This window comes from Pseudarthrobacter sp. NamE5, assembly GCF_005796225.1.
Classification (GTDB): domain Bacteria; phylum Actinomycetota; class Actinomycetes; order Actinomycetales; family Micrococcaceae; genus Arthrobacter.
Map to the genome: position 1 here is coordinate 25,010 of NZ_VAHO01000001.1, position 26,956 is coordinate 51,965.

Sequence of the window (26,956 nt, forward strand, 5' to 3'; positions counted from 1 at the left end):
TGAAGCCCCGTGGCAGGAGCTAAGGAGCGTGTCCGGGTCGCGGGACGCGAACTGACCCTTACCAACCTGGACAAAATCATCTATCCGGAGACCGGCACCACCAAGGCGGACGTCCTGGCGTACTACGCTGCGGTGGGGCACGTCCTGATTCCCGCCGCAGCCAACCGGCCCGCCACCAGGAAGCGGTGGGTCAACACGGTGGGCACCGCAGAGAAGCCCGGCGAGGTGTTTTTCCAGAAGAACCTCGAGGACTCCGCCCCGGGCTGGCTGCCCCGCGCCGCGATCACCCACAAAGACCGGACCATCTACTACCCCCTGGTCAACGACCCCGCCACGCTGGCCTGGTTCGGTCAGATCAACTCGCTGGAAATCCACGTTCCGCAATGGCAGGTGGATTCCCACGGCAACCAGTTGAACCCGGACCGGCTGGTCCTGGATTTGGATCCCGGCGAGGGTGCGGGACTTGAGGAGTGCGTCGAAGTGGCGCTCCTGGCCCGCTCGATTCTCCAGGATGTTGGTCTGGATACGGTGCCGGTGACCAGCGGCAGCAAGGGCATCCACCTCTACGCCGCCCTGGACCGGAGCCAGACCTCCGAGCAGATTTCCGCCTTCGCCCGCGAGCTCGCGCGGGCCCTTGAAGCCGACCATCCGGACCTGGCCGTCAGTGACATGAAAAAGACGCTCCGCAAGGGCAAGGTGCTGGTGGACTGGAGCCAGAACAACGCTGCCAAGACCACCATCGTGCCCTATTCATTGCGGGGCCGGCCCACCCCCATGGTGGCGGCACCCCGGACCTGGGACGAGATTGGCACCCCGGGCCTGGGGCACCTGGACTACAAGGAGGTGCTGCAGCGGGTGCAGGAGGGCCTGGACCCGTTCGCCGCCGTCGTCCAGGCCTCTGGACACCCGCCCCACGACCCGGCAGAACCTGAACCGGAAAGCCAGGAGGCAAATCCCAAACTGGCAAAGTACCGTTCCATGCGCGATCCCCAAGCCACTCCGGAGCCCTTCAGCGGCGCAGCCGGCAGTGGCGACGCCTTCGTCATCCAGGAGCACCACGCCAGCCGGCTCCACTTCGACCTCCGGCTGGAACACGAGGGCGTCCTGGTGTCCTGGGCGCTCCCCAAGGGCGTCCCGGAGACAGGCGGGAAGAACCACCTGGCTGTCCAGACCGAGGACCACCCAATGGATTACCTCACCTTCCACGGAACCATTCCCAAGGGTGAATATGGCGCCGGCGAGATGACCATCTGGGACACCGGAACGTATGAACTGCACAAGTGGATCAACGGCCGGGAAGTCATCGTCACCTTGAACGGCTCCGAGGGCGGCGGACTGGGCGGCAGCAAGAAGCTCGCCCTGATCCACACCGGGCGCGGGCAGGGCAAGGACGTTGAAGGGCAATGGCTCATTCACCTCATGGACAAGGAGCACCCCAGCGGACGACGGCGGCCCGCACCGGCAGGGAGGGAGGAGGACAGCGAGCCGGCGGGGGAAGAGGCACCCGAGGAAACAGTGCCGGCAAAAACAGTGCCGGCGAAAACAGCGCCAGCGCGGAAAGTGTCAGCGGCACCGGCAGCACAAAGCACGGTGGCCTCCCCCGAGGATTACCGCCCCATGATGGCCACCCCCGGCGATGCGGCAGACCTGCAGGGCAGCAACTGGCAGTATGAGCTCAAGTGGGACGGGGTGCGCGCCATCCTGATAGCGGACGAGGAAACGGTGCGGATATTCAGCCGCAACGGCATCGACGTCACCAGGACGTATCCGGAGTTTGCGGACCGGACCTGCTGGCCGGACCGGCCGTTTGTGGCGGACGGTGAGATCATCGCTGCCGGGCCTTCCGGGAGGCCGGATTTCGGACTCCTCCAGGGCCGGATGAAGCTTACCCGGCCCGCCGACGTCGAAAGGGCCCGGAAGGCCATTCCCGTTCAGCTGATGCTTTTCGACCTGCTCAATGACGGCGGGACGGACCTTCGGAAGCTGCCGCTCGCCAAGCGCCGGCAACGGTTGGAGGACTTCTTCACCCCGTCCGGCTGCCCGGCAGCCCTTTCGCCGGTTTTGGAGGAGCGGGTGGAGGACATCCTGGACAGTGCCCGGGAATTGGGGCTGGAAGGGGTGATGGCCAAACGGACGGACAGCCGCTACGTGAGCGGGCAGCGGACGTGGACCTGGATGAAGCTGAAAGTGGAGCAGACCCAGGAGGTGGTAGTGGGCGGCTGGCGCCCCGGCAAGGGAGGCCGGCAGGACACCGTGGGCTCGCTGCTGGTGGGCATCCCGGACGGCAGGAAGCTGCAGTACGCCGGGCGCGTCGGCAGCGGCTTCAGCGGCCGGGAACTCGAAGAACTGCGCCAGACAGTGGACCGCCTGGCCCGAAAAACCTCACCGTTCCTGGACGTTCCACGGCCGGACGCGGCAGATGCCCACTGGGTGGCACCCCAGCTCGTGGGCGAGGTGACCTACAGCGAGTGGACCGGGACGGGACGGTTGCGGCACCCGGTATGGCGCGGGTGGCGGCTGGACAAGGACCCGGCGGAGGTAGTGCGCGAGGGCTGAACAAGGGGCGGGCGACGCGCAAACAACCCCTCGACGCACAAATTACCCGGCGCCCACCAAAATTGGGGGCCGCCGGGTAATTTGAGTATCGCTGGTGATTTTCGGTGTCCCTGGCGTCGGCCGCGTCTCCGCCGGGCCTAGGACGAATGCGGCATCTGAGGCCGGCTGGTGCGGTGTACTGCCGTTACTGCGGCTTCATGCCCCATCCGCCCGGCGCCGGCCCTGTGCTCCTTCGGGTGCCGGCGCTTGCCGTTGCCCTCAGGCCAGGAGTTCTGCCGTGGCATTCCGGCTGAGTCGATGGGTGCGGGACCTGGAAGATCCGGATTCTTTATTGCCGCTGCGAGGTGGTCCATCACCTCGGGTTTGATGGAGGATCTGAGGTGTTCGTCAGCCATTTTTCTTCCTCTCCGCGATGAAACGAAGTACTTCGAAAGGGCGGCCTAAGGCCAGGGGGGTGCTGGACACGCCAGCAGTTTTCCTGTTGCAAGCGCCATGAATACGGGCTGATTGCGGTGCTGCGGTCGGGGGTCTGGCCCCCCTGGGGCTGCCGCACTCATCCGACTAGCCGAAAGAAAGTATTCCCATGGCTCAACCATAGGCACCGGGCCGCTGCCTGTGAACCCCAAGGTGTGAACCGGCAACAGGCCACCAGCACGCCGACGGGGCCCGACCACTAAGGCATGACCAACAGGGAGCGACGGCGGCAGCCCGGCGGGTGCCGCCGCACACCCTTCTCACGGGTTTTGCTGCGTGGCGCCCATCACTTTCCGGGGTCGATTCCCCTGAATCCGCAGCTAAACCAGCCGGGTCAGGAAAAAGATTCGGTAACAATGGTCACAACCCGCCTGCATCCCAGTAAACACGCGGGAAAAGCTGGGAAAACCCGCTGCCGGGAAGGTGCGGAAACCGGGCTAAAGTGAGCGATCCTACGGCATCAAACCCGCGGACGCCATCGAATTCCCGTAAAATCGAAGGCCTGCCCGGAGCGGGGCAGCTACAAGTCGCAAGCAAATGACCTCCCCAGGAGTGGCCCAAATGCCCACAGACCGAAGCAGGACCGACTCTTCCGCAGGCCTTACCAGCGCCTCCGGAACCTACCCAACCGCACCTCCCGGTGCACCGTCGTCGGCTCTTCCCAAGAGCCCGCGGAAGCCAAAACTGCTCGCACGCCGCCGGCTCAAGGAGTCGGACGTCAACGTGGTTGACCAGCCCATGCTGAAGAAAGCCCTCGGCGGAACCATAGTGGGCAACACCATGGAATGGTACGACGTCGGCGTCTTCGGCTACCTCATCACCACCATGGGCCCCGTGTTCCTCCCGGAATCAGACCCCACCACCCAGACGCTGTTCCTGCTGGGCACCTTTGCCGCGACCTTCATCGCCCGGCCCTTGGGCGGCGTGATCTTCGGCTGGATGGGCGACAAGATGGGCCGGCAGAAGATCCTTGCCGCCACGCTCATGCTGATGGCCGCGAGCACCTTCGCCATCGGGCTCCTTCCCGGTTACGCCCAGATCGGACTGTGGGCGGCAGGGCTGCTGGTGCTGCTGAAGATTGTCCAGGGCTTCTCCACCGGCGGTGAATATGCCGGCGCCACCACCTTTGTCAGCGAGTACGCCCCGGATAAGCGGCGCGGTTTCTTCGCCAGCTTCCTGGATATGGGCAGCTACTTCGGTTTCGCCCTCGGCGCCGCTCTGGTGTCAGTGCTGCAGCTGACGCTGGGGCAAAGCGCCATGGAGGAATGGGGCTGGCGCATCCCGTTCCTGGTGGCCGGTCCGCTTGGCCTGATCGCCGTTTACTTTCGAAGCAGGATCGAGGAGTCCCCGCAGTTCCAGGCCACCCTCGATGCCCAGGAGGACCTGGCCAAGCATGCCGCCGCCTCCGACGAAGCAGCCGTCAAGGGCCCGGTGGGAATCGTCAAGGCGTACTGGCGCTCCATCATCGTTGCCATGATCCTGGTGGCCGCCGCGAATACTGCAGGCTATGCCCTCACGTCCTACATGCCTACGTACCTCACAGAGTCCAAGGGCTATGACGAGGTCCACGGCACCCTGCTGACCATCCCAGTGCTGGTGGTCATGAGCCTCTGCATCCCGCTGACCGGCAAGCTGTCCGACCGGATCGGCCGCCGGCCCGTCCTGTGGATCGGCGCGCTGAGCACCGTGGTACTCGCCATCCCGGCCTTCCTGCTGATTGGCATCGGTGAAATCTGGTCCACCCTGGCCGGCCTGGCGCTGATCGCGTTCCCGGTGACCTTCTACGTGGCCAACCTGGCGTCCGCCCTTCCGGCGCAGTTCCCCACCTCCAGCCGTTACGGGGCCATGGGCATCGCCTACAACTTCTCGGTGGCGATCTTCGGAGGCACCACGCCTTTCATCGTGGCAGCGCTCATCAACGCCACGGGCAACGACATGATGCCCGCTTACTACCTGATGGCCACCTCGCTGGTGGGTGCCGTGGCCATCTACTTCCTGAAGGAATCAGCCCGGCGCCCGCTGCCCGGATCCATGCCCAGCGTGGACACCCAGGCAGAGGCCCGGGAACTTGTTGCCACCCAGGACGAGAACCCGCTGATCAACCTGGACGAGCTCCCGTTCGAAACCCAGGACATCACTGATGGACGGGACGCGGATAAGGTTCCTTCCCGCGCTTAGCACCGGCTGGGCGCAACGCCACCGGTCCTGGGCGCGCCTTGTAGCCCCGCTCTATGAAGGCCCGTCCGGCGTGTTTCCTTGGGGGAAGCACGCAGGGCGGGCCTTTGGCGCGCCATCACCATGACGTTCCATGTCCTGTGGCCGCTTGCGGAAATGACCGCCGGAAAAACCGGTGGTAACTTCCAGAAGGCCAGAACGGGAAGCGGCGGCAAGAGGTGGTGTGGGCATGGAACGGGTCCTCCTGCAGCTGCGCGCGCTCCACCGCCTGGAACCTGCCAACAATGACCACCTCGCAGCGCTGCGCGTTGCCCTCAGCGTTGCGGTGCCCTCGCTCCTGCTCCTGGCGGCAGGCCGGCCGGACCTCATCATCTACGCCGTATTCGGCGCCCTTACCGGCATGTACGGCCGCTCAGAGCGGCACCAGCTCAGGCTCCGGCACCAGTCCCAGGCCGCCGTGGTCCTGTTGGGCGGCGTGGCGGTTGGAGTGTTCCTGTCCGTCAACCACCTCCATTCCTGGTGGCTGGTAGGAGTAGAGGCTGTGCTGGCAGGCGCGGGATCCCTATTCGCGGACCGTGTACGGCTCAAGCCGAACGGGCCGTTCTTCGGAATCCTCGCACTGGGAGCCTGCGCCTCGGTGCCCACCGTGGTTCCGTGGCAGATGGCCATTGCCATTGCCGCAGGAGCCGCTGCTTTTTCCGTCCTGGTGGGCTTCGCCGGCTGGATCCGCAGCAGGTCCTGGCAAGAGGGCGCCGTCCGCTCCGTTCCTCACGATGGGGCCGCCGGGCGGCGGGCGTTGCTGGTGCACGCCGCCCGGTACATCCTGGCCGTGGGTACCGCCGGGAGTATCGGGGTGCTGTCCGGCAGCGGCCATCCGCACTGGGCCATGGCTGCTGCCGCCGTGCCGCTGGCCGGCGCCGACCTTCCCAGCAGCGTCCGGCGCGGCATCCACCGCATCGTGGGAACGTTCGTGGGGTTGGCAGTGACCGCCGTCGTCATCCTGCCAGGTCCATGGTCACTGGCCGGGCTGTTCCCCGGCCAGCAGGCAATGACCATGGCGCTCCTGGTGGTCCTCTTCCAGTTCACCACCGAGCTGTTCATGGCCCGCCATTACGGCCTGGCCATGGTTTCCTTTACGCCGGTGATCCTTCTGATGACCCAGCTTGCCGCCCCCATCGACCCCGGAGTCCTGATCCTGGAACGTGGCGTGGAGACCCTGGTGGGCGCGCTGGTGGGCATTGCCGTGGTGGTGCTCCTCCGGCGGTCCGGCTCGCGCTCGGCCCGCCAGCTGTGGGGACTTACGCCCTTACTGCGGCTTCCGCGGCGGCCCCGCCACTAGCCTTGCCGGCGCCACCCGGGCGAAGGCGGCCACCACCTTGTACCGCTTGGAGGGTATGGACACCGCCTTGCCGCGGGCATTGTCCGCCAAACCCTCGCGCACTACCCGTTCCGCTTGCAGCCAGGCCCAGGACGGTGCCACGGACTTGTCCATGCCCATCCTGTCGTGGAACTCCGTGTGCGTGAAGCCCGGACAAATTGCCGTGACCTTGATGCCCCGTTTCCCGTAGGCCAGATTGGCCCAGCGGCTGAAGCTCACCAGCCACGCCTTGGCCGCCGAGTAAGTGCCGCGGGGCAGGAACGCCGCGATGCTGGCCACGTTGATGATCCGGCCCTGGCCGCGCTCCAGCATCCCCTTCAGCGCAGCGTGCGTGAGCTCCATGGCCGTTTCCCCGTGCAGTTTGAGGTGCTTTTTCTCCTCCGAAATGTGGTTGTCCTCGAAGTTGTGCAGCAGCCCGATTCCGGCGTTGTTGACCAGGATGTCCACCGGCCGCCGGGGATCTGACAGGCGTTCGACGACGGCAGCCACGCCGGCATCATCGGCCAGGTCCGCGGGCAGCAGCTCGGCCGTGATGCCATAGCGGCGCGCCAGCTCCGCCGCTATGTCCTCGAGTCGTGCCCGGTTCCGGGCCACCAGCACCAGGTTGCACCCCTGGGCAGCGAGCTGGCGGGCGAACTCGGAGCCCAGGCCTGCGCTGGCGCCGGTAACGAGGGCAGTGTGTCCGGCAGTGTTTGGCGTCATCCTGCAAGCCTAGCCACCGATGAGCTTCCTTTCCCGCGTCTACGCAAACCCCGCCAGCGGGTTGGCCAGCCGCCCGGCCATCTGCAGCCCGCCCGAGGGATCGGCCAGGTCCAGCATTTGCTGGTTGTTGCGCAGCTGGAGGCGGTTCAGGCAGGACAGTTCAAAATCGGGGGCAAAAAGGTCATGGCGGGCGAACTGGTCCGCCAGCTGCGGATGCTGCGCCTGGTAGTCCTTGATGGCCGCAGCAGCTGTGCTCCAAAACTTCTCCTGGCTAAGCTTCCCGTCCGCTGCCAGGAGTGCTGCGAGGAACCGGAAGATGCAGTCGAAGATGTCTGTGAAGATGGCCAGCACCTTCTCGCCTTCCGGAATGTCCGCTCGGATCCGGGAGACCTCTTCGGGAAGGTCCGTCCTGTCCCCCATCACCACGATTTCCTCGGCGATGTCCTTCATGATGGCCCGCACTGGCACGCCATCCGCCAGGACCAGGATGACGTTCTCGCCGTGCGGCATAAAGGCCAGCTCGTACTTGAAGAGGCAGTGCACCAGCGGCACCAGGTAGGCCTCGAAGTACCGCCGCAGCCAGTCCTGCGGTGCCAGGCCTGAGCGCTCGATGAGGGCCGAGACCATGGGTTTCCCCTGGAAATCGACGTGCAGGAGCGAAGCCATGGTGGCCAGCTGCTGCCCGTCCTGCAACAGCGGCAGCGGGCTTTCGCGCCAGAGCGCGGAGAGCATCTTCCGGTAGGGGGAGCCGTGGGCGGACCCTGCCTGGTAATACCCGTTGTAGTAGCCGACGGCAGCGACCTCGCCGATCATGGTGAAACCGCGCGCCTGAAGTGCATCGTCTGCACCGATCAGGTTCCGCAGCCAGTCATTAATGGCCGGGGTGGCCTCCATGTATTGCGGCGACAGTCCGCGCATGAAACCCATGTTCAGCACGGAAAGGGCGGTCTTGACGTAGTGGCGGCCCGGAGCGCTGGAGTTGAAGAACGTCCTGATGGACTGCTGCGCCTGGTACTGGTCTCGTCCCGTGCCCAGGTGCACGATACGCTGCCGGGCAATCTCTGCTGCAAAGGTCACCGTCAGCTTGTTCTCCCACTGCCAGGGGTGCACGGGCATGAGGAAGTACTGGTCCGGGTCCAGGCCCAGCAACTGGAGTTCGGCGTCGAAGGTGCCCAGCAGGGAGCCGAGTTCAGCATGAAGGTGGGCCCGGTAGTCCAGTCCTGACGCTGACGTAAAGACGGCATGGCCCCGGTGGACGGCGATCCACTCCAGCTGTACGGGAGCGCCGGTTTCCGGAGCAAAGGCAAGGTAGTCGGAAAGGCCGAAGCCCAGGCGTCCATTATTGGCCACGAAGCATGGGTGACCCTCGGTCATGCTGCTCTCAATGGCCTGGAAGTCCGCAGCCACGTCCGCGCCGCCGGTGATTCCACCGGCAAGTTCGGCTGCAGTGGGCTGGCCGGTCCATTGTTTGTAGGCGTGGCTTGCCAGGGTGCTGCTGATTTCCTCGAGATAGACGGGGAGCATCTGGAGGTTGATGCCGAGCCTTTCATGAAAGGCCGTGATGAACTCCAGCACGTCCAGCGGCGCTTCGGCGCCGTCCCGGAAGCACCGGATGGAGTCCTGATCGATGGACCAGTGGTCAAGTTCCAGGACCCGTGCTGTGAACTGGTACTCGTACATGCCGTCATCGTTGCGGAGCCGGTAATTGCCGCGGCAGCCACTGGCAGGTTTATCGGGGCCGGCCGGTCCGGCAGTTTCACTTTCCAGGACAGCGACCGGTTCCGGAGCAAGGATCCGTTCGTGGGAGAACTCGGCGAGCGCCTTGCGCAGCAGGTGCCGGTTGGCGTTGTCCCACTGCAGGGAAGTGAGGTGCGGCGTGCCGGCAGAGTCCGAGGTGGGAGCGGAGCCTGCGGCTGCTGCGGGTGAATCAGGATGGACGGTCACGGTAATGCTCCTGGGGTAATGGGGGTGCGGGCAGTGGACTCAGGGGCGGCAACCGGAAGCGGGGAGCGGGCGGCAAGGTAGTCGGTGCGGCTGCAAAAGCTGAGGAGCGCTTCCTTGTCCGGAAGGGTTACGATGCCGGCAGGCCGGAAGCCGAACCGTTGGTTGAGGACATGGATTTTGGTGTTCCGCGCATCGGGCTCCACCACGATGCGCTGCACCCCGGGCTCGGTGAACAGCCTGGCCAGGACGGCGTCCATCACCGCCGCCGTGTAGCCAGGTTCAGGCCCTGACGACGGCGGCGCCACCAGCAGGTGCATGCCCCGGTCGCCCGGCTGGACCGGATAGACCGCAGCCAGCGGCGAGGACCCGGGAAGGTACTCCTCCATCAGGAAGGCGGGGACGCCGCCGTCGAGCCCCAGGAGGGCGTGGTGGTGCCCGCTGGCCTGGATCTTGGCGTACTCCGCCATGACGTCGTCAACGCCCCCGCCGAGCATGCCCCAAAACGAGGCGTACGGCTGGGTCACCCAGCCGTGCAGGAGCGCCGCGTCAGCCACGGGGTCCAGGCAGCGGAACGTAAACCTCATGCCAGCACCTCCGCCGCAACGTCCTGAGGCACCGCCGCGCCGGCCGGGGAGCCAAACTGCTGGAACGCGATGCTGCGCTCCACCGGGTACACCTCATGCCCGATGATCTCCCGGAGGATGCACGAGTTGCGGTAGGCGCCCATTCCCAGGTCCGGGGTGACAAAGCCGTGGGTGTGGAGTTCTGCATTCTGGACGAAGATCTCACCCGGCTCAATCCCGGTGCTGTAGTTCCGGTCCACGGCGAACCTGCCTGCACTGTCCCGGGCGATCCGGTGCTCAATGCTTGCCAGGAAGCCGGGCTCCCGGTATCCGTACCCGGTGGCAAGCACCACCGCCTCACTGTCCAGCGTGTAGGACGTACCCTGTTCCCCGTGCTGCAGGTAAAGCCTGTGGGTCCCGGCGGCGGCGTCCCATTGGGCGGCTGTCAGCGTCGAGTGGGTCAGCAGCCGGGTGTCCACCATGCCGGTAAGGCCCTTGGCGTAGAGGAGGTCGTAGGTGGCATTGATGAGGTCGGAGTTGATGCCCTTGTAAAGGTTCTTCTGGGTCTTGTTGAGGTGGTCCCGCTGGTGCTGGGGAAGGCCGTGGAAGTAGTCCACGTACTCCGGCGAGGTCATCTCAAGGGTCAGTTTGGTGTACTCAAGCGGGAAGAACCGGCCCGAGCGGGTGACCCAGTTCAGCCGGTAGCCGTAGTGGTCCGCTTCCTGGAGCAGGTCATAGTAAATCTCGGCCGCGCTCTGGCCGCTGCCCAGGATGGTGATGCTGGGCTGTTGCTGCAGCTCGGCTTTGCGCCCCAGGTAGTCAGCGTTGTGGAGCACCACTCCCCCGCGGCCGGCGGCTGATTCTGCCGCTATGTCGGCTGCCGCCTCCGGGATGTACGGGGACGTGCCGGTGCCCAGCACCAGCCGCCGGGCGTAAAGCACCCCGGGCCCCTGCGGACCTGCAACTGTCAGCCTGTACACGCCGTCGTCGTACCTTGTTTCCACCACAGCTGTGCCAAAACGGATGGAAGACAGCTGTCCTGCCACCCACTGGCAGTACTGGTTGTACTCTGCGCGCAGGGGGTAGAAGTTTTCCCGGATGTAGAAGCGGTACAGCCGCCCGGTCTCCTTGAGAAAGTTCAGGAACGAGTATGGGGAGGTGGGGTCCGCCAGCGTGACCAGATCCGCCATGAAGGGCACCTGCAGGTGGGCGGGCTCCAGCATCATTCCCGGGTGCCAGTCGAAGGATTCGCGCTGTTCCAGGAAAATGCCGTCCAAGCCCCGGACCGGGTCCGCCAACGCGGCGAGGCCAAGGTTGAAGGGCCCGACGCCGACGGCCGCGAAGTCGTGGATCCTGCCGGAGCAGGAGGTGCTCATGCCGGCACCTCGCTCTGCAGCAGCCCTGCACCGGTGCGGCGCAGGAGGCCGATGATCCCGGCGATGTCCTGGAGGGTTGCCTCGGCGTTGAGGAGGGTGAGTTTGAGGTAGTGCCGTCCGGTGACCTTTGTGCCGGCAACCACCGCCTCACCGGAGGCAAAAACGGCGGCGCGGATGGACTGGTTAAGGGTGTCCGCCGCGTCCTCGGAAAGCCGTTCACGGCCTTCCAACAACGGGCGGTACCGGAACACCAGGGTGCTTAGTTGTGGCGGTGCGGCGAGCTCGAAATCGTCGTCAGCGGCCAGGAGCGCGCCCACGCGGGCGGCAAGGTCGATTGCTTCATCGAACAGCGCTCCAATGGCGTCAGCGCCCATGATGCGGAGGGTGAGCCACAGCTTAAGGGCGTCGAAGCGGCGGGTAGTCTGAATGCTTTTGTCCACCTGGTTCGGAATCTCGGCCAGGGCCGCACTTTCCGGGTTGAGGTACTCCGCGTAGTAGGTGATGTGCCGGAGCATGGCAGACTCCCGCACCAAAAGGGCGCTGGAGCTGACCGGCTGGAAAAACGTTTTGTGGAAGTCGACCGTAACGGAGTCCGCCAGGTGCGTGCCGTCCAGCAGGTGCTGGTACCGCCCGGAAACCATCAGCCCGCCACCGTACGCGGCGTCTACGTGGAACCAGGCACCGTGGGCCCGTGCCAGGGCGGCGAGGTCGGCGAGCGGGTCCACCGCGCCAAAATCGGTGGTGCCGGCGGTTGCCACCACCGCCATCGCCGTCAGGCCGGTCTGTTGTGCTTCTGCCAGCGCCGCGGCGAGGGCAGCGGGATCCATCCTGTGGTCCGCTGTGCAGGGAATGAGAACGACGGCGTCAAACCCGAGGCCGAGTATCGATGCCGACTTCCGGATGCTGAAGTGGCTGTCCTCCGATGTGAAAATACGGAGGTTCTCCAGGAGCGCCGGGAGCCGGAGGCCGCCGCGGGTTGGGTCCTGACGGAGGCTGGCCACGGCGTGGTTGCGGGCAATCAACAGCGCCTGAAGGTTGGACTGGCTCCCGCCGGAGGTGAAGATGCCGTCCGCGCTGCCGCCGAGGTGCAGCTTCTGCGCCGCCCACTCAATGAGCCGGCGTTCGATCATGGTGGCGCCGACGCTCTGGTCCCACGTGTCCAGGGAGGAGTTCACGGCGGACAGGACGGCTTCACCCACCAAGGCGGGAATCACCACCGGGCAATTCAGGTGGGCCGCGTACTTGGGGTCATGGAAGTAGACAGCGTCGCGCAGGTACACCTCCTCAAGTTCCTGCAGTGCGGCAGCCGTATCCGGCAGTGGCGTTTCCAGGTCCACCGCGCCTACACGTTCAAGCATTTCGGCAGGTTCGACGCCGGTGAAGGGCCGGCTTGTCCGCTCCAGCTTGGTGGCAACGGCCGTAACACCCTGCAGCACCTGCGCCACGTAGCGTGCCGAGTTGCGCGCATTGAAGAGGTGGTTAGTGGCCGAGAGCGCCAGTTCCACCCGGGAACCGAAGTCGTTGGCCGGAAGGTCCTCGGTCAGCATTTCCCGGCCTCGCAGTCCCTGCGCCTGCTGCTCCTGCGCTGACGGTTGCTGGTCCGCCCCTCCGGGTGCGGGGTGCGGGTGGTCCACGGGTAACTGGTCAAGGCGGGGCATCAAGGGCACTGGTCTTCCTTCAGTCGACAGACAATTACAAAGGCAAGCCTTACTTAGGTGACCCTTTTCGTCAAACTTTTGTGATGTATTACTGTCGAAGCCCGGCATTGCCTGACCCACGCCCCTATTTGGGCGTCATTGACTGGGAGCTGAGAGTCTCGTACTGCCCTGCATCAGTTCGGGCCGCCAGGAAAATCACATGGCAAGACGGCTCGCCTTACTGGCGCTAGGGTGGGCATACGGCGGCCACGGGGGCAGCATTCCATCAGGGGGAAGCATGGATCAGGGACAAGCAGGCGTGATCGGGTTTCGGGAAGTGGACCAGGACGGAAATCCCATCAGCGACTATGGGGCTGATTCCGGCGATACGAGCAGCAGGGGCATCGGCATGGCCGTCAACCCGTTCATTGCCGCACTCTGGCTCCTGGCCGCCCTGCTCATCGGCGGAGGCGGCTGGATTTTCATCAACGCAGACCTCATGGTGGGGCCGGCGGCGAACGGGATGCCGGCGCCTTTCCTGCTGTTTACGCTTGCCCCTTACCTAATGTTCGCCGGCTTCGCCGCGCTCATCTCCCTGCTCTTATGGCACGCCCTGCAGTGGCAGCGCCGGCATGGATAGGCAAAGGCTCCCAGCCCGAGCGCTGGGCACTAGCGGCGCGTGGCGTGGAGCAGCGGCGTGCCTTGGGTCACAATCGATTTGCCCAACTAATAGTAAGCATGCTTAGGTAATGGGGTAAATGAACCTCCGCAAGCAGTTCGCGGCGGGACCGCCAACGCCGGCAGTTCCGTGAAGAAGCTCAAGGATGACCATCATGACCACAGGAACAGCAGATCAGTTGACGGTGCCCGGGGAGCCCGCCGCTGCAGAAGTGGAAACTCCTCTCAGCGCCACCCGGCCCGCGGACATGGGGCTGCTGCTCACCCTCGACTCCCGCATGCACTGCCGGGCGCCCATGCAACTGGTGGATCCCGGGGAACTGCCGGTCCGGCAGCCTGTCTACGTGGACGGAACAACCGTGCTCCCGGTAAGCGTCGGCGCGGGGTCGGAACACGTGGAGACCTACCGCTGCGCGTGCGGTTTCACTATCGATGCTCCAGTCCTGGCCGAGCACGCTCTCGCCAGCTGACCCGGGCCGGCTGACTCGGGCCACCTAACCGGACCACCTGACCGAGGGCAGCTCGGGCTACCGGGCCCCGGCGCTGGAAGCCCTATCGGGCCGGGACCGCCGTGGTCCCGGCCCTTGCCAACTCCACAGCCTGCCGGGTGTCTTCCAGCACAAGGTCGGCGTTAATGGCCGCAGCCGCTTTCAGTCCAGCGGCAGCCGCCGTCATGACCTGCGCCGAGACGTCGGTTGCATTGCCCGCGGCCCACACTCCTGGACACTGCGTCAAGCCGCTCTCATCGGTCTGAAGGCGGGTACCCGGACCCTCCTCAAGGTCCTCCGGTTCCAGGCCCAGGGTCTGCAGCATGTTCGCCTTGCTCATCGTTGCGGGGCTGACTGCCAGCACATCCAGCGCCACCACGGACCCGTCGTCGAGGGAAACCCCTGTCAGCCTGTCGTCCTGAACCACCAGCGCGCTAACCCCGCCATCCACCACTTTGACGGACCGTGCTTCCAGCTGTTCTGCTTCTCCAGCGCTCAGGGTCACCGCGCCGTTGAGCAGGAGGGTGACGTCCGGGCTCCACTGGCGGAACGTCAAAGCCTGGAGCACTGCGTGGGCACCAGCGGCCAGCAGCCCCACCCGCTGGTTCCGTATCTCGAAGCCATGGCAGTAGGGGCAGTACAGGACATCCCGGCCCCAGCGTTCAGCCACTCCCGGCAGGTCCGGAAGCTCATCGGTGACTCCGGACGTGATCAGCAGCCGCCTGGCCGTGCAGGTGGAACCGTCGTCGAGCGTGAGCACGAAGTGGCCGTCGTCCCGCCGTGCGGACTTCACGAAACCTGTCACGGCTGTCCCGCCGAACTCCGACAGTTCCTCGCGCCCGGCAGCCAGGAGCTCCTGGGGACTGACTCCTTCACGGCTAAGGAAACCATGCACACCTTGTGCCTTCAGGTTCCGCTGCCCGCCGGCATCTACTACCAGGACCGACCGCAAAGCCCTGGCCAGGGCCACCCCTGCGCTGAGTCCCGCCGGTCCGCCGCCGATGACAGCGACGTCAAACAGTTGTTCCTGATATTCCATCCGGGATGTCCTTCCGGGAGTGCGCTCCAGGCAATGAGCCGGCGCTTGTCAACAGCGTGCGCCCACTGCAGGGCTGCGCTCATAAGAAAGTACCCGGTCCAGCGGCGCTGTAACGCCCAGGCCCGGGTTGTCCGGTCCTCATGGAGGAATTCGATTCTGGAAGTTCAGGTGGGATCCCCGGCTTTCCGGAAAGGCTCAGCTGTCCGGCCAGTCTACGCACTGCCCATAGACCTCATGCTTGCGGAGGTAGCCGGCTATGAACGGGCAATGTGGAATGATCCGTTTCCCGGCGGCCACCACATCGTCCAGCGCAAAATGGGCCAGCACCCTGCCCAGCCCCTGCCCCTCGAATCCCTCAGCGGTTTCGGTATGGGTGAAGTCGATGTGGCCGGGCAGGTCCCGGTAGAAGGACTGGACGGCCAGCTTATCGCCAACGTGCAGCTCATAGCGGTGCTTCGCATCGTTGCGCCGCACCGAGACATCGGGGGCGAACTTATCCTCGGTGGATATCGTGTTCTCGGTCATGGTTCGACACTGGCACTACTTGAGTCCGCTGGCAATGCCCCAGCCCCCGCTGCCGTGATTGGACCTCGGACTGGACCATGGCCGGGCGATGCCGCGCACCCCGTGCAGCAGCACCAGCGCCAGCCAGAAGCAGGCGGCTCCGGCCCCCAGCACCCCCGGCGTCACCCGTTGACTGCCGCTCCCACCACGGGGATGAAAACAACCACGACGGCGGCGGCCACCGCAGGCGTGGAACGACGGCGGGTGGCGAGTGATGTCGCCGGGCGATCCTCAAGGCGGCCAAAGGCCGCAACGATGGGCAGCAGCAAGAGGACCAGTGCCAGCAGGACGAAGGGCCTTGCCCACCACCACCCGGCGGTTCCGGAAGCGGGCTGGGGGATGGGCGTGAGAAGAAGCAGCCCCGACATGCCCACCAGCAGGGGAAGGTGCCACAGGTAGATCGTCAATGAGCGGCCGCCGGCCGTCGGCAGCAAGGAAACCCAGCTGCTGTACCGCACACCACAGGAAGACCAGGTTGGCATAGGCGAGCCAAGGCAGGGTCGCCCGCAGGCAATCCACCGCCACCACCAGGGCAGCGAGCACCCCCAGTGCGAGCCACGGGTTCCGGGCGTGGAAGGCGGCCAAGAGCGGGATGTTCAGCTGGGCTGCCAGGTACGCCGCGAGGAACCAAAGCGGCATGGCGGCTCCGGACGCCATCAGCTGGACCACCTGGGGGTGCACGCCCAGTACGCCGGCCGCCTACAGTCCGAGGAACATGGCCGCCAGCAGCGCGGCACCACCACCAGCACCAGGCAGATGAACCGGACAAGGTCCAGGACCGGGTCGCGGCTGCCTGCCGCGCCGGACTGCGGGCTGGCCCTCTGCTCCCTTACGCCGCTCACCTTGGCACCTACCGGAAGGTTGTCCCTGCTGACAGCACTATTGTGCGCCCGGGTCGCCCTAGCGGGACAGCGTGGCCAGCGTGGTGGCCGCGAACCCGCGGGCGGTGCTGTTCCAGCGACCCAGGAGCGCCTGCAGGTTTTCGCCGTCCGCCCGGTGCGCCGGAAGCTGTTCCTGCAGCGTGGCCAGAACGCCGGTGCGCAGCTCGGTGTTGAAGTTGACCTTGCCCACGTTCATGGACGCGGCCTTCACCAGCTCCTCGGCGGGGATTCCGGAGGCTCCGTGCAGGACCAGCGGAAGGTGCGTGCGCACGGCGATGTCCTGCAGCACGTCCCAGCGCAGCTGCGGCTCGCCCTTGTACTTGCCGTGGACGTTCCCGACGGCGACTGCCAGCAGTTGCGCGCCGGTGCGGGCCACGAAGTCCTCCACCAGGGCGGAGTCCGTCAGGCCGGCCACGGCTGCCCCTGGCGTCTCAGTGCCGGGAATGTCCGTACCGAAGGCGCGGTCTTCATCTCCGGGCAGTCCTCCAAGTTCCGCTTCGAGCACGACGTCGGGACCCAACAGTGCGCGCGCCGAGGCAACGAGCGCAATGTTGTCCTCGTAAGGAAGGGACGAACCGTCGGCGAGGACGGAATCCGCCCCCGTTGCAACGGCGTCGGCCATCACTTCCAGATCAGTTGCGTGGTCCAGCTGCACCGCGACGGGCACCGACGCCGCATCCGCAAGGCCGCGGAGCGCTGCGATGAGACGCAGGCCGCTGGAGGTGGCGGCGGTCTTGGGTGCCACCAGCAGGATGACGCCGCGGCCTGATTCCTCGGCAGCGCCCACTACCGCCAGCGCAGTGGTGAAGTCGTAGCAGGTGAAGGCAGGGACCGCGGACCCGTGCTGCAGGGCGGAGGTAACCAGGTGGTCGAGTCGGGTGCGCATCAGACGCCCAGGCCTCCCACGAGGGCCCAGACCAGGAGCGTCAGCGCGAAGCCGGCCAGGCCCAGGATGGTGGTCAGCACCGTCCAGGTCTTCAGGCCGTCGGCCACCGAGAGGCCGAGGTAGCGGGTGACAATCCAGAAGCCGGAGTCGTTCACGTGGCTGAGGCCGAAGGCACCGAAGCCGATGGCGACGAGGATCAGCGCGGTCTGGATCGGTGAGTACCCGCCGTCAGCCACTGATGCTGCCAGCAGCCCGGAAGTGGTGATGATGGCTACGGTGGCCGAACCCTGTGAGGCACGCAGGATGGCAGCCAGGACGAAGGCCATCACGATGACCGGAAGGCCTGCGGTCTGCAGCCCCTCCGCAAGCGCCTTGCCAATGCCGGATACGGTGAGCACCTTGCCGAAGACGCCGCCGGCGCCGGTAACCAGGATGACGATGGCGGTGGGGGCGAGTGCCGAGTCCATGACTTCACCGGTGTGCTGTGAGGACCAGCCGCGGCGGATACCCAGGAAGTAGTAGGCGAGGCCAAGTGCTGTGAGAAGTGCGATGAGCGGTGCGCCGATGAAGGCAGCGAGCTGGGCCGGGAATGAATCCTTGGGCAGGATGACTGCGCCGACGGTGCCCACCATGATCATCAGGATGGGCAGGACGATCAGTGTGATGATCATGGCCGGGCTGGGTGCGGTCTTGACCTGGTTCTTGACGGCAACCTTGGAGGTGCCCTGGGCGGCTTCCTGTTCCACCTGCGAGTTGCCGGTTCCGAACAGCCGGAACTGCTCGGCGGTGGCGGGCAGCATGGCGATTTCTCGGCGGTTCAGCTTGCGGGCGACGAAGTAGCCGAGGACACCGACCGGGATGCAGAGGACCAGGCCCAGGATCGTAGTCCAACCGATGTCCGCGCTGAGGATTCCGGCACCGCCCACCACGCCTGGGTGCGGCGGCACAACGACGTGGATTGCCAGCATGATGGCGCCCACGGGCAGGCCGATCTTGACGGGATTGACGCCGGCGGCCTTGGCGAAGCCGTAGATGATGGGGATCAGGATGATGAATCCGACGTCAAAGAAGACGGGGATTGCCAACAGGAAGGCGGCAGCGGTGAGGGCGGCGATGACCCGGCGGGGACCGAGCAGTTGGGTGAACTTGCCGGCGAGCGACTGGGCGCCGCCGGAAATCTCGATCATCTTGCCCAGCATGGCGCCCAGGCCAACCAGGATGGCAACGGAACCGAGGGTTCCGCCCATGCCTTCAGTCACGGTCTTGATGACGTCCGGCAAAGGGATGCCCGCCACCAGCGCAACGGTGACGCTGACCACGAGCAGTGCGAGGAAGGCGGGAATCTTGAATTTGATGACGGCCACAAGCAGCAGGGCGACGCCCGCCGCTGCTATGGCAAGAAGAGCTAATGCGCTCATCGTGTGTCTCCTTTGACGTTGCTGGCTAAGCGTAGCGAGCTGGTTTTCATGAGGGGAATGCGCTTGGGGGGAAACGCTGGGAGGTACGGCGACGGCGGAGGGGGGACCGCCGCCGTCGTACCTTTGAGGGGAAGTACTTGCTACTTGGTGCGCTTGGTGGGGGCGACCACCTTGATGACGGCGGAGTCATCGGCGGCGGCGAGGCCCTGCGCCTGGCCCAGGAGGTAAAGCTGCTCAGCGGCGGAGGCAACGGGGGCTGCCAGGCCGGCGGCGCGGGTGGCCTTGCCCACGATGCCCATGTCCTTGACGAAGATGTCCAGGCGGGACAGGACCTCGGCGCCATCCTCGTTGTAGGCCTCGAGGATGCGGGGCCCGCGGTTTGACAGCATGAAGGAGCCTGCGGCGCCAGCCTCAAGGGCGGCGAGGGTCTTGGCCTGGTCCAGTCCGAGCGCGTCGGCCAGGGCGAGGGCCTCGGCTGCCGCAGCGATGTGGACGCCGCAGAGGAGCTGGTTCACGGTCTTGAGTGCCTGGCCGTCGCCGGGCTTGTCGCCCACCACGGTCAGGGTTGAGGCGAGCAGTTCCAGGGCCGGGGCTGCCTTTTCACGGGCTTCCGGGGAAGCGCCGACGACGATCAGCAGGTCGCCTTCGCCGGCGCGCTTGGGCCCGCCGGACAGTGGGGCGTCCACGAGGTCCACGCCGTACTTCGCCAGCTTCTCCACGGTGGCGGGGATGGCTTCAGTGCCCACGGTGCTGCCGAGGATGACGACAGCGCCCGGTTCCAGCACCGGGGCCACGCCGTTTTCGCCGAAGAGAACGTCGTTGAGCTGCTCGCCATTGCGGACAGCGAGGAGCACTGCGTCCGCACCTTTGGCGGCTTCACGGGCTGAGGCGAAGGTGGCGATACCGGCTTCTTCAGCGAGCTTCAGTCGGGGTTCGGCGATGTCAAAGCCGTGGACGTTCAGCTGGGAGGCGAGGCGGGTGGCCATGGGCAGGCCCATGGCGCCAAGGCCCAGGACGGTGACGGTGCAGTTGCTGGTCATGGTGTTCTCCATTGAATTTCCGGGGGATTTCAGAAGGTGTTGCTGAGCTTGCGGGTAACGTCGGCGAGGGACTGGTCATCCCCCACGTTGCCGGCGAAGACGATGTACGGGATGCCTTTGGCCGGGCCGTCCACCGGTTCCCACAGGCTCACGATGCCGGGGAGCATGGGGCCGCGGACAATGGCGTGGCGGATTTCCAAGCCGTGCGCGGCCACGTCGGAGGAGGTGATGCCGCCCTTGGCGATGACGAACCGCGGCGGGAAGGTCTTGAGGGTCCGGTTCACCACGGCGACGACGGCGGCGGACACAGTGCGGGCGATCCGCAGGCTTTCGGCGGCGTCGTCCGTCCTGATGAGCAGGCGGCTGGTATGGACGATGACGTCGCCGCCGCGGAGGGCCTCGACGACGGTGTCCACCGTCTGGTCCAGGTGGGCGTCCGCTTCTTCCCGGGCACCCAGGAGCTTCTCGACGTCGATTTCCACGCTGCGGGCGGCGCTGTGCTGTTCCGTCAGGGCTTTGAGCTGGCGGGTGGTGACGCCAACATGGGATCCGACCACGATGAGCCCGCCGGCCTCGGACGGGGTGTTCCCGGCGTAGGCCTCGGCGCCGGTCAGTTCGGTGCGGATTTCCTGGCCGATGCGGGCACGCCCGAAGGGCGGGCCCACCCGGTAGAGGAGTTTCTTGCCGCGGCGTTCAGCTTCTTCCAGGCCCAGGGACAGGGCACGCAGGTCATTCTCGGTGACAATATCGGCCACGATGGGGGTGGAGTCCGTGGCCTCCCCGATCGCGTCGGCGATCGCGTCTGCATTGATCTTCGCGCTGTCAGCCGGGTTTTGGGCATCCGCGCCGGCGCGGATGATGTTGAGGTCCAGCACTATGACAGAGTCAGCGGCGATCCGGCCATGGGACTTTTCGGCAACGTAGTCGGCCATCACCGAAGTAGTGAAGCCGAAGGTGGCATCCTTGGCGAACTCGGTCTCGGAGACGGGGGTCAGCATGCCGGCAGCTTCGCCCGTGCCGCGCATGTAGTGGACGCCGCCGATGGTGACACGGCCGGCGTCGGGGAAGGCAGGCACCAGGACAACACCGTCGGTCTTTTCTCCGCTGACCTCAGCCACGGTTGCGGCGATGACGTCCGGTTCCAGGGGGTAGTGGCCGCGGAGGGTGGAATCGCTGCGGCTGACAAAGCCGAGGCGAAGGTCACTGGCAGCCCCGGCTGCGGCGAGGGCGTTGCGGACCACCTCTTCGTTCCGCGCAGCGGCTTCGGCAGGATCCAGGCTTCGCGTGTTTGTCAGCACGTAGACAGCGGGCTTGGACTGGCCGAAGGCCCAGATGAAGTCTTCGACATCCCAGCGGGTGAGCACGGGCAGGTCCGCCACGGACTGCGTCCCGGTGGGGTCGTCGTCGAGCACTACCAGGACACGCGGTAACTCCGCGTTGGAAGCGGCCAAGGTGCTGGCCACCAGTTCGGCGGGAATCCGGACTTCGGCCGGGTAGGCGGCCAGAACGTCTGCTTCAAGCGTCACAGTGCACTCCATTGTGAATTGAATCCGAAAGGATCCGGATGTTATAGAAACTGTAAGATGTCTGACATCTTGCATTTGGTTGCTAGTGTGGCACAGGACATAAAGACGCGCAAGTAGACTTGTCAGACATATCCAACGACAGCAGTGACGGGGGCAGCATGGCAAGGCAATCGCTGGTGGGCGAGGTCGCGGATGAACTGCTTGACCGCATCATTTCGGGTGAGTTTCCGCCCGGGGCGACGGTTCCGGGAGAGCATGAGCTGAGCGCCCGGCACGAGGTTAGCCGGATGACCGTGCGCGAAGCCATGAAGACGCTCCAGGCCCAGCGAATCCTCAGTGTTGAGCGCGGCCGCGGCACCTTCGTCAATCCGCTCAGCCGCTGGACGTCGCTGGAAGCGGTACTCAGGGCAGCTTCCGAAGGGCGGAATGAGGCTGAGGCTTCCATTCAGCTCATTGAACTGCGCCGGATGCTCGAAACCGGGGCGTGCGAACTTGCGGCAACACGTATTTCCGGGCAGGACATCGAGACCCTCTTTGCCCATGTGGCCGCCATGAGCACCGCCCGCGAGGTCAACGACGTCGCCGCCTTCGTGGAGGCTGACCTCGCCTTCCACGATGTCATCCTCCACGCATCCGGCAACGTGTTTGTGTCCGTGCTGTTCGAGCCGCTGCACCGGGTCCTGGAGAAGCGGCGCACGGAAACGTCCGCTGTTCCGGCAATCCAGGAACACGCCATCAGGCACCATCGGGCCATCGCGGAGGCACTGCAGTCGAGGGATTCTTCGAGGGCGCGCGAGGCGATGGACGCACATATGCAGCAGACACTGGACGACCTGAAGAACCTGGTGCTCGAGGGAAAGTAACTTCTGTTCCGCCCTCACAGGCCCACACAACATCCGTATAAGGGCTGGTCAAGGCTCCGGGGATGCCACTAGTCTTCAAGGACCGCCCGCAACCGGGAGCACTTTTGATCACGAGGAGCGAAGTTGGCCAATCACACGTACAGCATTTCCGAAATCGTCGGCACATCTGACCAGGGCGTGGACGACGCAGTCCGCAACGGAATCACCAAAGCGTCCCAGACCCTCCGCAACCTTGACTGGTTTGAAGTCAAGGAGATCCGCGGGCACCTGGAAGAGGGCAAGGTTGCTGACTGGCAGGTCACCATGAAAATCGGCTTCCGCCTCGAAGAACAGTGATCTAAGCCAGCCAGACTGGCCCGCAGAAAACGCCGCACCAGACGGGTTGCCGGAACGTTTACTGCGGGCCAGTTTGGTTTTAACTAGTTCGCGGACACCGCACCTGCCGGGCGTCGGCGCCAGACGGTGGGAGCGCCGTCGAACGCGGGAAATACGTTGCCTTCAAAGAAGGACAAAACGGTATGCGGATCATGGTCCGGGCTCCAGAGGCCGGACGCCGGGCAGTGTGAGCCGGTAACGGTGGAGGGAGTGCCGGCGGCGGCAGCCTGGCGTTCCTTCAGCAGGGCGATGCGTTTCATCGTTGAGACCATCCTTGGTGGAGAAAGCGTGTTACTCCAGCCTAGGAACAGCGCGTTTCCGTTCCCAATGGGCTCATGGCCAGAAAGCAGTGCCGCGAATAGCCAAAAGTACAATTTCCCGCCCGAGCTACTCCACTGCCTCCGCGGTTGCCGCAGCGGCACTCGGCCGCTTCGATGCAGGCTCGGCCGCCCCAAGGCTCCCCAACAGTGCAAGAGCGTCGGCCGACGGCGACCCTGCCCGCGCGGAATACACCCTGAGCGTCTGGTCAGGATCATCCGGAAGGGCCAGGTTTTCAAAGTTCAGTTCCAGGTCTCCTACGGCGGGATGATGCAGCCGCACACTGCCCGCCGACCGGGTGGCCACGCGGTGACCTGCCCACCACTGTCTGAACTGCTCGCTGTGGACCGCGAGCTCGCCCACCAACTGGTTGGCCTGGGCGTCGTTGGGGTGCCGGCCGACGTCGAGCCGCAGTGCGCCCGCTGCTTCCGCCGCGACACTTTTCCAGTCCCGGAAAAGCTCGCGGGCAGCAGGATCAAGAATGATCCAGCGCGCCAGGTTCCGTTCGCTTGCCGGCAGGGCAGGGAAATCGGCAAACAGCAGGAAGGCCAACCTGTTTCCCGCCAAAACATCACTTCGCCGTCCCAGCACCAAGGCCGGCACATCGCCCATTGCATCAAGGAGTTGCCGGAGCGCAGGGCGCACGCCCTGCGCTCCGGCAGGGACAGTCGAGCGCGCACTGCCGGCACAGTGCTCCAATAGATCCATCATGTGCTCATGCTCGCTGCTGCTGAGCCGGAGCGCCCGGGACACCGCTTCCAGCACCGTGCGTGAAGGATGGATGTTCCTTCCCTGCTCCAGGCGGACGTAGTAGTCGGTGCTGACCCCTGCCAGCCGGGCTACTTCCTCCCGGCGCAGGCCCGGAACCCTGCGGGCACCGGAAGTAGGCCCCGCGCCGGCGTCCTCGGGACTCAGCCGGGACCGCATTGCCTTGAGGAATTTTCCGAACTCGGCGCTTTGACCCATGGAGAACATTGTGCCCCGCATCGCGGGTCTGTCCTACAACGAAGGTAGGACTGGCAGTCCTAGGAAAAACAGAATCAGGCAGGGTTGCTGACTTGTGGGCCAAATGTGCATAGGCTCGATACCGAGCCAGCGGAAACCGCTTTCTCACGTCGAGCCACCGGCACCCACCATGCACTTATCGAGGAGCCCCTTATGTCAGAGCTGACACTGAACAACGGCGTCACCATCCCCCAGCTTGGATTCGGTGTTTTCCAGGTACCGCCGGAGGACACCCAGCGCGCCGTGGAAGACGCCTTCGAAGCGGGATACCGCCACATCGACACAGCAGCGGCGTACCGCAACGAGGAAGGCGTGGGAGCTGCAATCGCCGCAAGCGGCATTCCCCGCGAGGACATCTTCGTTACCACCAAACTTCGTAACGGCGAACAGGACCGGGCCCAGGAGGCATTCCAGAACAGCCGTAAAGCGCTACGGCTGGACTACGTGGACCTGTACCTCATCCACTGGCCGGTGCCCTCGCAGGACCTGTATGTGCAGGCTTGGAAGGAAATGGAGCGGCTGTACGAGAACAACCAGATCCGGGCCATCGGCGTCTCCAACTTCCTGGCCGAGCACCTGGACAACCTGCTGGAGTCAGCGGAAATCGTGCCGGCAGTGAACCAGATTGAGCTGCACCCCAGCTACCAGCAGGCAGAGCTGGCGGCAAAGTGCCGGGACCTGGGCATCGAGGTGGAGGCGTACAGCCCTCTTGGCCGGGGCGCCGACTTGAACGGCAATGCGGTGACTGCAATCGCTGACGCCCACAACGCCAGCACCGCGCAGGTGGTGCTCGCTTGGCACCTGGCCGCCGGAAACATTGTTATCCCCAAGTCCATCGACGCCGGCCGGATCCGCGAAAACTTCGCAGCCTCATCCCTCACCCTCTCGGACGAGGAGATTGCCGCCATCACCGCACTTGAGTCAGGGTCCCGCCAAGGGTCCGATCCCGCCGTCGCCGCCTTTACCCAGATGTAAGTTCCGGCAGGCCCAACCACGAAAGGATCCAGCAATGCAGTACACCCACCTGGGCCGGTCTGGCCTGAAGGTTTCCCGCCTCTGCCTGGGGACCATGAACTTTGGCCCCCAGACGGACGAAGCCGACGCCCACTCCATCATGGACTCGGCGCACGGGCAGGGCATCAACTTCTTCGATACAGCCAACGTTTACGGCGGCGCAGGCCACCGCGGCTGGACCGAGGAGATTATCGGCCGCTGGTTCGCCAAGGGCGGCGAGCGCCGTGAGCACACGGTGCTGGCCACCAAGCTCTACGGGACCATGACTGACCGGCCGAACGAATCCAAGCTGTCAGCATTGAACATCCGCCGCGCGCTGGATGCGAGCCTGAAGCGCCTGCAGACGGACTACATCGACGTCTACCAGTTCCACCACATCGACCGGGACACCCCCTGGGATGAGATCTGGCAGGCCATTGAGGTGGCCGTGCAGCAGGGCAAGATCCTGTACTCCGGCAGCAGCAACTTCGCCGGCTGGCATATTGCACAGGCGCAGGAGGCGGCGCGGCGGCGCAACTACACCGGACTGGTCAGCGAGCAGTCCATCTACAACCTGTTCATGCGCCAGGTGGAACTGGAAGTGATTCCGGCAGCCCAGCAGTACGGGCTGGGGCTTATCCCGTGGTCGCCGCTCCAGGGCGGACTTCTCGGCGGCGTGCTAAAGAAAGAGCGCGACGGCGTCCGGCGCACCGAGGGCAGGGCGGCGGAGACGCTGAAGAAACACGAAGACCAGATCCGGCAGTACGAGGACTTTGCGGACGAGTTGGGCCACGAGCCCGGCGACGTCGCCCTGGCCTGGCTGCTGCACCAGCCTGCCGTGACGGCGCCCATCGTGGGGCCGCGCACGCAGGAACAGCTCGACGCCGCGGTGCGGGCCTTGGACGTCGCCCTCGACGCCGATGCGCTGAAGCGGCTGGACGACATCTTCCCCGGCCACAAGACGGCACCGGAAGACTACGCCTGGTGAACGCGCTGACCCCCGACGCGGGCACGGTTGCCCCAAGGAGCATCCTTTTCATTGGCGGCACCGGGGTCATCAGCGCGGCGGCGGCAGAACGCGCCGTCGCGTTGGGGCACCGGCTGACCATGCTCAACCGGGGCTGGTCCACAAGGCCGGTCCCGGACGGAGCGGAAGTCCTCACTGCAGACGTGCGGGACCCGTCCGCCGTCCACGCCGCGCTGGCCGGGCGTGAATTCGACGCCGTCACGGACTTCATCACCTACACCCCGGACCAGGCCAAGGCCAGCCTGGACCTCTTCGCCGGCAGAACGGGCCAGTATGTGTTCATCAGCTCCGCCTCCGCCTACCAGAAGCCGCCAACGCGGCTGCCGATCAGGGAATCCACTCCGCTGAAGAACCCGTTCTGGCAGTATTCACGGGACAAGATCGCCTGCGAGGAACTGTTCTATGAGGCATACCGGGAGCAGGACTTCCCCCTCACCGTGGTACGTCCGTCGCACACCTATGACCGCACCAAGATCGCCATGGTGGGCGGCTGGACGGACATTCACCGCATGCGCGCCGGCCTGCCTGTGCTGGTACACGGAGACGGCACGTCCCTCTGGACACTGACACACAGCAAGGACTTCGCCAAAGCCTTCGTGGGGCTGCTCGGAAGGCCCCAGGCGGTGGGTGAAAGCTACACCATCACCTCCGACGAGTACCTGCCGTGGAACCAGATTTATCGGCTGTTTGCGCGGGCAGCCGGTGTCCCCGAACCCGAACTGGTCCACGTGGCATCCGAGACCATAGCAGCCCACAGCGCAGAGCTCGGGGCAAACCTGCTGGGCGACCGCTCCCACTCAGTGGTCTTCGACAACGCGAAGATCAAGTCGCTGGTGCCGGACTACTGCGCAACCATCCCGTTCGCCGACGGTGCCCGCGAAATTGTGCAGTGGTACGACGCCAACCCTGGACTTCAGGTGGTGGACCAGCAGTTCATGCAGCTGAGCGACCGTTTGACGGAGTGGGCCCGCCCCAGCGCCTCCTGAGATTAGCGCCTTCTAAAGATCCACCAGCCCGCCGTGGTGCAGCCGATCAATGGGCTGCCACCGC

Annotated in this window: 26 protein-coding genes; 10 read left to right on the forward strand and 16 right to left on the reverse strand. The window is 65.4% G+C overall.

The genetic code is table 11. The features are described from left to right. The first annotated feature begins 9 nt into the window (after positions 1-9). On the forward strand, positions 10-2,556 hold the full coding sequence (locus FDW84_RS01300; protein ID WP_138605822.1) for an ATP-dependent DNA ligase: 2,547 nt from the start codon (positions 10-12) through the stop codon (positions 2,554-2,556). A gap of 137 nt (positions 2,557-2,693) precedes the next feature. On the opposite strand, the gene FDW84_RS01305 is transcribed toward FDW84_RS01300, so the two are convergent. Then, positions 2,694-2,951 (reverse strand): hypothetical protein, encoded by a 258-nt coding sequence (locus tag FDW84_RS01305; RefSeq protein ID WP_138605825.1) that lies wholly within the window; start codon positions 2,949-2,951, stop codon positions 2,694-2,696. Between the two features lie 640 nt (positions 2,952-3,591). Here FDW84_RS01305 and FDW84_RS01310 point away from each other — a divergent pair. Further along, positions 3,592-5,208, forward strand: a complete 1,617-nt coding sequence (locus tag FDW84_RS01310; RefSeq protein ID WP_138605827.1) for an MFS transporter — start codon at positions 3,592-3,594, stop codon at positions 5,206-5,208. Between the two features lie 226 nt (positions 5,209-5,434). Continuing rightward, the gene (locus tag FDW84_RS01315) at positions 5,435-6,544 is read left to right on the forward strand and encodes an FUSC family protein (protein ID WP_138605829.1); all 1,110 of its coding nucleotides are present in this window, start codon (positions 5,435-5,437) and stop codon (positions 6,542-6,544) included. Here FDW84_RS01315 and FDW84_RS01320 read toward each other — a convergent pair. The 5 genes from FDW84_RS01320 to FDW84_RS01340 are packed head-to-tail and all read right to left on the reverse strand — an operon-like array spanning position 6,512 to position 12,715. Next, complete coding sequence (locus FDW84_RS01320) at positions 6,512-7,285, reverse strand: SDR family NAD(P)-dependent oxidoreductase (protein ID WP_138605831.1); 774 nt, start codon at positions 7,283-7,285, stop codon at positions 6,512-6,514. The genes FDW84_RS01315 and FDW84_RS01320 overlap by 33 nt on opposite strands. A 39-nt stretch (positions 7,286-7,324) precedes the next feature. Further along, positions 7,325-9,229, reverse strand: a complete 1,905-nt coding sequence (locus tag FDW84_RS01325) for an IucA/IucC family protein (protein WP_138605834.1) — start codon at positions 9,227-9,229, stop codon at positions 7,325-7,327. Further along, positions 9,226-9,813 (reverse strand): GNAT family N-acetyltransferase, encoded by a 588-nt coding sequence (locus FDW84_RS01330; protein ID WP_138605836.1) that lies wholly within the window; start codon positions 9,811-9,813, stop codon positions 9,226-9,228. The genes FDW84_RS01325 and FDW84_RS01330 overlap by 4 nt, the downstream gene beginning before the upstream one ends. After that, on the reverse strand, positions 9,810-11,168 hold the full coding sequence (locus FDW84_RS01335; RefSeq protein ID WP_138605838.1) for a lysine N(6)-hydroxylase/L-ornithine N(5)-oxygenase family protein: 1,359 nt from the start codon (positions 11,166-11,168) through the stop codon (positions 9,810-9,812). The genes FDW84_RS01330 and FDW84_RS01335 overlap by 4 nt, the downstream gene beginning before the upstream one ends. After that, the gene (locus FDW84_RS01340; protein ID WP_138606466.1) at positions 11,165-12,715 is read right to left on the reverse strand and encodes a pyridoxal phosphate-dependent decarboxylase family protein; all 1,551 of its coding nucleotides are present in this window, start codon (positions 12,713-12,715) and stop codon (positions 11,165-11,167) included. The genes FDW84_RS01335 and FDW84_RS01340 overlap by 4 nt, the downstream gene beginning before the upstream one ends. Positions 12,716-13,103: 388 nt before the next feature. On the opposite strand from FDW84_RS01340, the gene FDW84_RS01345 reads away from it, so the two are divergent. Both FDW84_RS01345 and FDW84_RS01350 read left to right on the forward strand, forming a co-directional pair. After that, positions 13,104-13,445 carry a hypothetical protein gene (locus FDW84_RS01345; RefSeq protein ID WP_138605840.1) on the forward strand — a complete coding sequence of 114 codons (342 nt, stop codon included), beginning with the start codon at positions 13,104-13,106 and terminating at the stop codon, positions 13,443-13,445. A 193-nt stretch (positions 13,446-13,638) separates the two neighbouring features. After that, on the forward strand, positions 13,639-13,953 hold the full coding sequence (locus FDW84_RS01350) for a hypothetical protein (RefSeq protein WP_138605842.1): 315 nt from the start codon (positions 13,639-13,641) through the stop codon (positions 13,951-13,953). Positions 13,954-14,035: 82 nt separating this feature from the next. Here FDW84_RS01350 and FDW84_RS01355 read toward each other — a convergent pair whose 3' ends face one another. From FDW84_RS01355 to FDW84_RS01385, 8 genes are all read right to left on the reverse strand, one after another. Further along, entirely contained in the window at positions 14,036-15,010 is a 975-nt protein-coding gene (locus tag FDW84_RS01355; RefSeq protein WP_138605844.1) for an NAD(P)/FAD-dependent oxidoreductase, read from the reverse strand. Between the two features lie 195 nt (positions 15,011-15,205). Further along, on the reverse strand, positions 15,206-15,535 hold the full coding sequence (locus tag FDW84_RS01360) for a GNAT family N-acetyltransferase (RefSeq protein ID WP_138605846.1): 330 nt from the start codon (positions 15,533-15,535) through the stop codon (positions 15,206-15,208). A gap of 15 nt (positions 15,536-15,550) precedes the next feature. Further along, a complete protein-coding gene (locus tag FDW84_RS19950; protein ID WP_205754708.1) occupies positions 15,551-15,700 on the reverse strand; it encodes a hypothetical protein in 150 nt (49 codons plus the stop codon). Continuing rightward, on the reverse strand, positions 15,697-16,032 hold the full coding sequence (locus tag FDW84_RS19955; RefSeq protein WP_205754709.1) for a hypothetical protein: 336 nt from the start codon (positions 16,030-16,032) through the stop codon (positions 15,697-15,699). Before FDW84_RS19955 ends, FDW84_RS19950 begins: the two co-directional genes overlap by 4 nt. Before the next feature lie 442 nt (positions 16,033-16,474). Then, positions 16,475-17,341 (reverse strand): class II fructose-bisphosphate aldolase, encoded by an 867-nt coding sequence (locus FDW84_RS01370; protein ID WP_138605848.1) that lies wholly within the window; start codon positions 17,339-17,341, stop codon positions 16,475-16,477. Further along, positions 17,341-18,759, reverse strand: coding sequence for a GntP family transporter (locus FDW84_RS01375; protein ID WP_138605850.1), 1,419 nt, complete (start codon positions 18,757-18,759; stop codon positions 17,341-17,343). Before FDW84_RS01375 ends, FDW84_RS01370 begins: the two co-directional genes overlap by 1 nt. 140 nt (positions 18,760-18,899) lie before the next feature. Continuing rightward, the gene (locus FDW84_RS01380; protein ID WP_138605852.1) at positions 18,900-19,799 is read right to left on the reverse strand and encodes an NAD(P)-dependent oxidoreductase; all 900 of its coding nucleotides are present in this window, start codon (positions 19,797-19,799) and stop codon (positions 18,900-18,902) included. Between the two features lie 29 nt (positions 19,800-19,828). After that, positions 19,829-21,325, reverse strand: coding sequence for a four-carbon acid sugar kinase family protein (locus tag FDW84_RS01385; protein ID WP_138605854.1), 1,497 nt, complete (start codon positions 21,323-21,325; stop codon positions 19,829-19,831). Positions 21,326-21,483: 158 nt separating this feature from the next. Here FDW84_RS01385 and FDW84_RS01390 point away from each other — a divergent pair, with 158 nt between their 5' ends. Both FDW84_RS01390 and FDW84_RS01395 read left to right on the forward strand, forming a co-directional pair. After that, the gene (locus FDW84_RS01390) at positions 21,484-22,188 is read left to right on the forward strand and encodes a FadR/GntR family transcriptional regulator (RefSeq protein WP_138605856.1); all 705 of its coding nucleotides are present in this window, start codon (positions 21,484-21,486) and stop codon (positions 22,186-22,188) included. A 123-nt stretch (positions 22,189-22,311) separates the two neighbouring features. Next, complete coding sequence (locus FDW84_RS01395) at positions 22,312-22,524, forward strand: dodecin (protein WP_138605858.1); 213 nt, start codon at positions 22,312-22,314, stop codon at positions 22,522-22,524. Positions 22,525-22,607: 83 nt separating this feature from the next. Here the strand turns inward: FDW84_RS01395 and FDW84_RS01400 are convergent, their stop codons facing one another. Beyond that, positions 22,608-22,823, reverse strand: a complete 216-nt coding sequence (locus FDW84_RS01400; protein ID WP_138605860.1) for a hypothetical protein — start codon at positions 22,821-22,823, stop codon at positions 22,608-22,610. A gap of 127 nt (positions 22,824-22,950) precedes the next feature. Beyond that, positions 22,951-23,847, reverse strand: coding sequence for a helix-turn-helix domain-containing protein (locus FDW84_RS01405; protein WP_138605862.1), 897 nt, complete (start codon positions 23,845-23,847; stop codon positions 22,951-22,953). A 192-nt stretch (positions 23,848-24,039) separates the two neighbouring features. Between FDW84_RS01405 and FDW84_RS01410 the strand changes: the two genes are divergently transcribed. Genes FDW84_RS01410 through FDW84_RS01420 form a run of 3 tightly spaced genes read left to right on the forward strand, consistent with a single transcriptional unit; the run spans position 24,040 to position 26,892 of the window. After that, positions 24,040-24,861, forward strand: a complete 822-nt coding sequence (locus FDW84_RS01410) for an aldo/keto reductase (protein WP_138605864.1) — start codon at positions 24,040-24,042, stop codon at positions 24,859-24,861. Positions 24,862-24,895: 34 nt separating this feature from the next. After that, positions 24,896-25,867: an aldo/keto reductase gene (locus FDW84_RS01415; protein ID WP_138605865.1), complete on the forward strand. Its 972-nt coding sequence runs from the start codon at positions 24,896-24,898 to the stop codon at positions 25,865-25,867. Further along, positions 25,864-26,892 carry an NAD-dependent epimerase/dehydratase family protein gene (locus FDW84_RS01420; RefSeq protein WP_138605867.1) on the forward strand — a complete coding sequence of 343 codons (1,029 nt, stop codon included), beginning with the start codon at positions 25,864-25,866 and terminating at the stop codon, positions 26,890-26,892. The genes FDW84_RS01415 and FDW84_RS01420 overlap by 4 nt, the downstream gene beginning before the upstream one ends. Positions 26,893-26,956 lie beyond the last annotated feature (64 nt).

Bases quoted from the DNA above. Each gene is read 5' to 3' on its own strand.
- FDW84_RS01350 (WP_138605842.1), top strand. From the start codon at position 13,639: ATGACCACAGGAACAGCAGATCAGTTGACGGTGCCCGGGGAGCCCGCC.
- FDW84_RS01310 (WP_138605827.1), top strand. From the start codon at position 3,592: ATGCCCACAGACCGAAGCAGGACCGACTCTTCCGCAGGCCTTACCAGC.
- FDW84_RS01415 (WP_138605865.1), top strand. From the start codon at position 24,896: ATGCAGTACACCCACCTGGGCCGGTCTGGCCTGAAGGTTTCCCGCCTC.
- FDW84_RS01315 (WP_138605829.1), top strand. From the start codon at position 5,435: ATGGAACGGGTCCTCCTGCAGCTGCGCGCGCTCCACCGCCTGGAACCT.
- FDW84_RS01375 (WP_138605850.1), bottom strand. From the start codon at position 18,759: ATGAGCGCATTAGCTCTTCTTGCCATAGCAGCGGCGGGCGTCGCCCTG.
- FDW84_RS01360 (WP_138605846.1), bottom strand. From the start codon at position 15,535: ATGACCGAGAACACGATATCCACCGAGGATAAGTTCGCCCCCGATGTC.
- FDW84_RS01345 (WP_138605840.1), top strand. From the start codon at position 13,104: ATGGATCAGGGACAAGCAGGCGTGATCGGGTTTCGGGAAGTGGACCAG.
- FDW84_RS01330 (WP_138605836.1), bottom strand. From the start codon at position 9,813: ATGAGGTTTACGTTCCGCTGCCTGGACCCCGTGGCTGACGCGGCGCTC.
- FDW84_RS01410 (WP_138605864.1), top strand. From the start codon at position 24,040: ATGTCAGAGCTGACACTGAACAACGGCGTCACCATCCCCCAGCTTGGA.
- FDW84_RS01305 (WP_138605825.1), bottom strand. From the start codon at position 2,951: ATGGCTGACGAACACCTCAGATCCTCCATCAAACCCGAGGTGATGGAC.
- FDW84_RS01390 (WP_138605856.1), top strand. From the start codon at position 21,484: ATGGCAAGGCAATCGCTGGTGGGCGAGGTCGCGGATGAACTGCTTGAC.
- FDW84_RS01405 (WP_138605862.1), bottom strand. From the start codon at position 23,847: ATGGGTCAAAGCGCCGAGTTCGGAAAATTCCTCAAGGCAATGCGGTCC.
- FDW84_RS01340 (WP_138606466.1), bottom strand. From the start codon at position 12,715: ATGCTGACCGAGGACCTTCCGGCCAACGACTTCGGTTCCCGGGTGGAA.
- FDW84_RS01320 (WP_138605831.1), bottom strand. From the start codon at position 7,285: ATGACGCCAAACACTGCCGGACACACTGCCCTCGTTACCGGCGCCAGC.
- FDW84_RS01400 (WP_138605860.1), bottom strand. From the start codon at position 22,823: ATGAAACGCATCGCCCTGCTGAAGGAACGCCAGGCTGCCGCCGCCGGC.
- FDW84_RS01370 (WP_138605848.1), bottom strand. From the start codon at position 17,341: ATGCGCACCCGACTCGACCACCTGGTTACCTCCGCCCTGCAGCACGGG.
- FDW84_RS01335 (WP_138605838.1), bottom strand. From the start codon at position 11,168: ATGAGCACCTCCTGCTCCGGCAGGATCCACGACTTCGCGGCCGTCGGC.
- FDW84_RS01380 (WP_138605852.1), bottom strand. From the start codon at position 19,799: ATGACCAGCAACTGCACCGTCACCGTCCTGGGCCTTGGCGCCATGGGC.
- FDW84_RS01355 (WP_138605844.1), bottom strand. From the start codon at position 15,010: ATGGAATATCAGGAACAACTGTTTGACGTCGCTGTCATCGGCGGCGGA.